Below are 5,236 nucleotides of genomic sequence, written 5' to 3'. Positions count from 1 at the left end.
TAGTCCCGCTAAACAACCTCAGAAGCATCGCTCCGTCCGCCGTCCCGCGTCCCAACCGCGCCATCAGCGCCGCCGGTGAAGGGGGTTCTAAGGATAACTCGCACAGCCCGCAAGCGCTTTTTTCAAAATTAACACGGAAAATTCCCAAGATCCCACGGAACGGCTTTATTTACAGGCATTTTGCCGCGCTGCGGCAGGGCAAGATCCGGCATTTTCGCGCCTTATAAGGAGGTAATGGCCGCTTTCGCCCCGACTCAAGGTGATTCAGGTGATGACATCCGGGGCGGTTCGGCCGGTTTTTTCGCTGAGTCCGGCCAGAATTTCCGCCGCTTCGATCACCGATTGCAGGGCGATTTGCGGATCCTGCTGCAACCGCGCCGAATCCGACTCATACTGCTCAAGATAGACCCGCAGAGTCGCGCCTTCGGTGCCGGTTCCCGACAGCCGCAGGACGATCCGTGCGCCGTTCCGGAACACCACCCGCAGCCCCTGCCCGGTGCTGCGCGCGCCATCGACCGGGTCCTGATAAGAAAACTCGTCTGCCGTTGCGACCGTCATCCCCGCGATCTGGGTTCCGGGCAGATCGCCCAGCCGCGCCCGCAGATCGTCGATCAGATCGTTGGCGGCGGTGGCCTCAATCGCCTCGTAATCATGACGGCTATAATAGTTGCGGCCAAACTGCGCCCAATGCGCGGCCATGATTTCAGCGACGCTTTGGCGTTTGACCGCAAGGATGTTCAGCCACAGCAGCACCGCCCACAGCCCGTCTTTCTCGCGCACATGGCTGCTGCCGGTGCCGGCGCTTTCCTCGCCGCACAGGGTGACGCGGCCCGCATCCAGAAGCGTGCCGAAGAATTTCCAGCCGGTGGGGGTTTCGTAACAGGGGATGCCCAGCGCCTGCGCCACCCGGTCGACCGCCGCCGAGGTCGGCATCGAGCGCGCCACCCCCTTCAGCCCGTCCCGATAGCCCGGCACCAGATGCGCATTCGCCGCCAGCACCGCCAGACTGTCCGACGGCGTCACATAGCAGCCGCGACCAACGATCATGTTGCGGTCGCCATCGCCATCCGAGGCCGCGCCAAAGTCCGGGGCGCCCGCACCCATCATCAGATCCATCAGCGGTTTGGCCCAGATCGGGTTGGGGTCCGGGTGGCCGCCGCCAAAATCCGGGCGCGGCGTGGCATTGATCACCGTGCCCGCCGGCGCGCCAAGCGTGTCTTCAAGGATCGCTTTCGCATAGGGGCCGGTGACCGCATGCATGGCGTCAAAGCGCAAGCTAAAGCCCGAGGCGAACAGATCGCGGATCGCGGCAAAGTCGAACAGGCTGGCCATCAGCTGTTTATATTCAAGGACGGGATCGACGATCTCGATCTCCATCCCGGCCAGCGTGGTGGTGCCGATTGTAGACAGGTCGATATCCTGACATTCGACAATATCATAGCGGGTGAGAGTCTGGGTGGCCTCAAAGATGCGCTTGGTCACCTCTTCCGGGGCCGGGCCGCCGTTCTTGGTGTTGTATTTCACCCCGAAATCTTCGTCGGGGCCGCCGGGGTTGTGGCTGGCGGACAGGATGATGCCGCCATCCGCGCCGCGCCGCCGGATCAGATGCGAGGCCGCCGGGGTCGACAACAGCGCCCCCTGCCCCACGATCACCCGCGCCGCGCCGCCCGCCGCCGCCATGCGCAAGATCACCTGCGCCGCGCGGTCATTGAAATAGCGCCCATCACCGCCCAGAACCAGAACCTTGCCCTGAACCCCGCCGATGCCGGTCCAGATGCTTTGAATAAAATTCTCAAGATAATGTGGCTGCTGAAAGATGCGGGTCTTTTTACGCAGCCCCGAAGTGCCGGGCTTTTGCCCGTCGATCGGCTGGGTGGCGTGGGTCGTGATCTGCAATCGCTCCTCCTGCGCGGGGCCTGCCCCTGAAGGACAGAGGACCGCAGCCCCGGCTCAAGGTCAACCGCCCGCGCCGGGATCAGGGCAGAATTAGCGACATCCATACCGGCAGCGTCACAAAGGACAGCGCCGTCGCCACCACCAAGGCCGAGGCGGTCATCATCTCGACCCCGGCGCGCTGGCCGAAAATCGTGTAGATCGTCAGCATCGGCATCGCCGCGAACAGCACCCCGCCCGACAGCAACACCGGATCAAGCCCCGGCACCAGACTAAGCGCGCCCAGCACCAGCAGCGGATGCACGATCAGCTTGCCGATGGAAATCACCGCCAGCCGGTCGAACATGCCCTGAATCGGCAGCGTGGCCAGCGTCGCCCCGATCACGAACAGCGCAATCGGCGCCGAGACCGCCGCCAGCATCCCGGTCACGCGGTTTACCACCTCGGGCGGTTGCAGGCCGGTGCCTGACACGATCAGCGCCGCCGCCAGCGCGATCAGGATCGGATTGCGCACGATACTGTCGAAAATCTGTTTCCACAGCCGACCGCCTCCGCCGCCGCGCGCCACGTCGGAAATCACCATCGACAGCGGAATGATCAGCATGATCTCGACGATCATGCATTGCGCCATCAATTGCGCGCCCAGCGTCTGGCCCAGCACCAGCGACCCGATCGGATAGCCCATAAAGCCGGTATTCGACGTCGCCGCCCCCAGCCCCACCATCGAGGCCTCGGACAGATCGGCGCGCAGCACCAGCTTGGCCGTCAACAGCGCCAGCGCCATCGCCGCCAGCGAGGCGGCAACATAGCCCAGCACGAAACCGGGGCGCACGGCCTCGGAAAACGGCAGGCCGCCGATATTCTTGAAGATCAGCGCCGGCAGCGCGATCCGCACCACGAACGCCCCCAAAGGCCGGGTTGCGGCGGGCTCGACATAGCCGCTTTTGATCGCGGCAAAGCCAATGGCGATCAGCGCGAAAATCGGCAGAACGGTCTGAAGCATGGCGCGGCTATCCCCGGAACGGATCTGAGGCTCGGCATAACACAGCCAGCCAGACCAGCCAAACAGTTTGCACTGTCAATCAGGGCGGCGCTTACAAACTCCTATGCAAGCGGGCCAAAGTGGCCATAGACTTCCATGCGCCCGTAGACGCAATCGCCGCAACAGGATTTCCGCATGACCTTTCCCGATTTCATTACGGCGTTTCCCGCGCTTGATACGCCTTTCTCCGAGGATGTGGTTCAGACCCGTGCCATTCAATCCGAGGCCGGGTTGGTTGTGTTTTTCAGCTTCTTTCAGGACTTCGAATTGCCGATGCACGCGCATGGCGCGCAATGGGGCACTGTGATCGAAGGCGAAATTATCATGACTATAGGTGACAACACCCGCACCTACGGCCCGGGCGAAAGCTATTCGATCCCCAGTGGTGTGATGCATGGCGGTCTGATCAAGGCCGGCACCAAAGCGATCGACGTGTTCGAGGAACATGATCGCTACGCGCTGAAATAACACCTGAGGCGCCGAGGTGCGGATTTGGTGGTAAAATGGTGCCCCCACACGGACTCGAACCGCGGACCTACTGATTACAAATCAGTTGCTCTACCAGCTGAGCTATAGGGGCTAACGGCGCGGTATTTAGCCGGTTGGCCGCGTCATGGCAATCCCGTTCCGTGGACTATTCCGGCACAGTGCCGTCATTCATATCACGAAAGTGGCGGCCGTTCTTGATCAGGCTGTCAAACAGGCCGGACGGAGCCCAGAAATCGGCATCGCCTTCGGCGGCAAGGCTGCGCAGCATCTTGCGGGTGGCCAGCAGGCCGCGCTCGTCCGCGGCCAGCATCGGGCCGCCCCGCCAGCGCGGGAAGCCGTAGCCATGCACCATCACAAGGTCGATATCCGCCGGGCTGTGCGCCAGACCGGCCTCGATCAGCAGCGCGCCGGTATTGGCCAATGCCGCTTCGCACATCCGGGCAATGTCGGTGTCGGTCAGACCGGCGGCCTGATCCGATTGCGCGGCGGGCGGGCGGCGGGTCTGGAACGGCAGCCGCGACAGGCCATAGGCCCGCAACGCCTGTTGAATGGCTTCGGGCGCGGCGCCTTGCGCGGCCAGACGCGCCGCGACCCAGACCACCGCCCCCCACAGGGCGCTGCCCAAGCCGCCGCTTTCGGCCGGGGTGGCGACGACCACGCGCCCCACTTGTTTCAGGAACCGCAATAGCCGCAGCCGGGTCGCGTCGGGCAGGCCCGCCGGTTCCAGCATCTCGGTCAGGCGCGACAGATGCGCCGGGCCGGTGCCGATCAGGGCAACGGTCGGCACGGTCTGATCGTCGAGCCCCGCCAGATCGGCCGCCCCGGTCGCGGGCAGAACCCGCGCCACGATGGCGCCATCGCGCAAGCCGCCCGCGTCCGCAGTGCCGGTCAGATCAAGCACCAGATCGGCCTGATCCAGATCGCTCTGGCTGACCAAGGCCAAGCGGCTGTCGCGTTGCGCGGCAGTCAGCCGCCCGCGCGCGATGGCCTCGTCAAAGATCGCCCGCATCCGGGTCAGGATATCGTCCAGATCGTCCGCATCGGGCACCCGCACCGGCGTGCCGCTGTCGGCGCTCAGCACCGCCCAGCCCGCAGCGGCATCGCCCTGCCCCACCAGCGCCACCTGTTCAATCCGGCCCGGATCGGCGTCGCCAGAGATCGGCAGCCGACCCGCCCGGCGCTCGGCCTGATAAAGATGCAGCAACGCCCGTGCCTGAGACGACTCGGCACAAGCCTCGGTCGCGGCGCGCTCATATTCCAGACCGCCTTCGAATGGCAGCAATTGCGCCGCCTCGATGCAATCAATGATCCGCGCCGGGGCCTGAACCACCGGATTGCCAACCCGCTTGCGGGCGGCGGCCACGGCGGCCTGAAAGGCGCGGCCATCGCGCAGACCACGCAGCCGCAGCCGGGTCGGACGCGGCCCGGCGCCTTGTGAAATCAGGGTTTCGGCATAGTCCTGCGCCGCCGGGCGCGGATCGCCGGAAGTGATCCGGTCGACAAGGCCCAGACGTTCGGCCTCGGGGGCGGCGATCGGGCGACCGGCCAGCATGATCTCAAGCGCCGCCTGAGCGCCGGTGATCCGGGGCAGACGCTGGGTCGCCCCGGCTTCGGGCACCCGGCCCAATGTCACCTCGGGAAACCCGAATGCCGCGCGGTCGCTCGCGATCCGGTAATGCGCCGCCAGCGCCAGCGCACAGCCCGTGCCCAATGCCGCGCCCTGCACCACCGCGATCACCGGAACCGGCGCGTCCTCGATCGCGTCGCAGACCGCGCCCAGTTGCGGCTGATCCGTCGCGGTCGTGGCCAGAT

At 65.3% G+C, this 5,236-nt stretch carries 5 protein-coding genes and 1 tRNA gene; 2 read left to right on the top strand and 4 right to left on the bottom strand.

The features are described 5' to 3' along the window. Positions 1-227 (top strand): hypothetical protein (locus tag ABYW26_RS10035; protein WP_372604700.1); only part of this gene is annotated, 227 nt, incomplete at its 5' end. A gap of 37 nt (positions 228-264) precedes the next feature. Here the strand turns inward: ABYW26_RS10035 and ABYW26_RS10030 are convergent. Both ABYW26_RS10030 and ABYW26_RS10025 read right to left on the bottom strand, forming a co-directional pair. Further along, complete coding sequence (locus tag ABYW26_RS10030) at positions 265-1,896, bottom strand: alpha-D-glucose phosphate-specific phosphoglucomutase (RefSeq protein WP_372604699.1); 1,632 nt, start codon at positions 1,894-1,896, stop codon at positions 265-267. 79 nt (positions 1,897-1,975) lie between these two features. Then, complete coding sequence (locus tag ABYW26_RS10025; protein WP_372604697.1) at positions 1,976-2,896, bottom strand: AEC family transporter; 921 nt, start codon at positions 2,894-2,896, stop codon at positions 1,976-1,978. A gap of 174 nt (positions 2,897-3,070) precedes the next feature. Here ABYW26_RS10025 and ABYW26_RS10020 point away from each other — a divergent pair, with 174 nt between their 5' ends. Next, positions 3,071-3,403 (top strand): cupin domain-containing protein, encoded by a 333-nt coding sequence (locus ABYW26_RS10020; RefSeq protein ID WP_372604696.1) that lies wholly within the window; start codon positions 3,071-3,073, stop codon positions 3,401-3,403. 36 nt (positions 3,404-3,439) lie between these two features. Here ABYW26_RS10020 and ABYW26_RS10015 read toward each other — a convergent pair. Both ABYW26_RS10015 and ABYW26_RS10010 read right to left on the bottom strand, forming a co-directional pair. Next, positions 3,440-3,515, bottom strand: a tRNA-Thr gene (locus ABYW26_RS10015). Between the two features lie 54 nt (positions 3,516-3,569). Continuing rightward, the coding region (locus ABYW26_RS10010; protein ID WP_372604695.1) for an enoyl-CoA hydratase-related protein at positions 3,570-5,236 on the bottom strand (1,667 nt) is incomplete at its 5' end.

It is taken from the genome of Actibacterium sp., from assembly GCF_041584535.1.
Classification (GTDB): domain Bacteria; phylum Pseudomonadota; class Alphaproteobacteria; order Rhodobacterales; family Rhodobacteraceae; genus Actibacterium_D.
This window is presented reverse-complemented; position numbering and strand designations above follow the sequence as displayed.

Coding starts and splice junctions, on each gene's coding strand:
- ABYW26_RS10025 (WP_372604697.1), bottom strand. CDS start 2,896: ATGCTTCAGACCGTTCTGCCGATTTTCGCGCTGATCGCCATTGGCTTT.
- ABYW26_RS10020 (WP_372604696.1), top strand. CDS start 3,071: ATGACCTTTCCCGATTTCATTACGGCGTTTCCCGCGCTTGATACGCCT.